Annotated in this window: 1 protein-coding gene; it reads left to right on the top strand. The window is 50.6% G+C overall.

All coding sequences use genetic code 11. From position 1 onward, the window contains the following. Nucleotides 1–411: 411 nt before the first annotated feature. Nucleotides 412–703, top strand: a 292-nt coding sequence (locus C5687_RS24335) for a transposase (protein ID WP_146086317.1), incomplete at its 3' end; no start/stop codon positions are given.

Genomic DNA, 703 nt, shown 5'->3' with positions numbered 1-703 from the left:
TGAGATGATTTTTCAGGCATTGAGCGTCAGCAGAATATACAAAGTATTCTTCCCTGGTGCTTCCTCGCTCACTCGGGGCTTCGCCCTGTCGCTCGGCTGCGGCGAGCACTGCTGGCTCGAACACATCCGTGGCCGGAAGATACTAATCCCCCGAGACGCTCTCAGGTACCCACTACTGCGAGACAACCCCCACGAAGATTTCTATCGTCCCTGCAGACATACTCGAATCGTTTTTATTAACCCTGGCTCCCGTCGTGACAGAACACTACTTCCTGTAAAAGGGGGACTAAGGCCCCTGAGTCACACACCTGAAATTAATAATGCGGAGTTTTACGATAATGGTAAGCGTCGTCTGGCAGATCCTGATATTCCTGAGAGGATAGTGGACACCAAATATGGTGGACGCTATCCATGAAATCATTAACCGCAGTGCGTAAAAAAAGCCCTAATTATCCCGTTGTGTTCAAAATCAAAATGGTTGAACTCTCGCATCGACCAGAGATCTCCGTAGCGCAACTCGCTCGTGAGCATGGGATCAACGATAATTTGTTGTTCAAGTGGCGCCAGTACTGGCGCGAAGGAAAACTACGTCCTCCTTCAACAACAGAAAACAACGTGCCTGAGCTGCTCCCGATAACACTTGATGCCGAAGATGTTGTCCCTGCAACCTCCCCCCGGTCACAACCTGTAGCTGCTGCGGCAC

Origin of the sequence: Enterobacter sichuanensis (assembly GCF_002939185.1) — a bacterium.
Lineage (GTDB): Bacteria > Pseudomonadota > Gammaproteobacteria > Enterobacterales > Enterobacteriaceae > Enterobacter > Enterobacter sichuanensis.
Note: the sequence above shows the minus strand (reverse complement) of the source record. Positions and strands in the feature narration are given on the sequence as shown.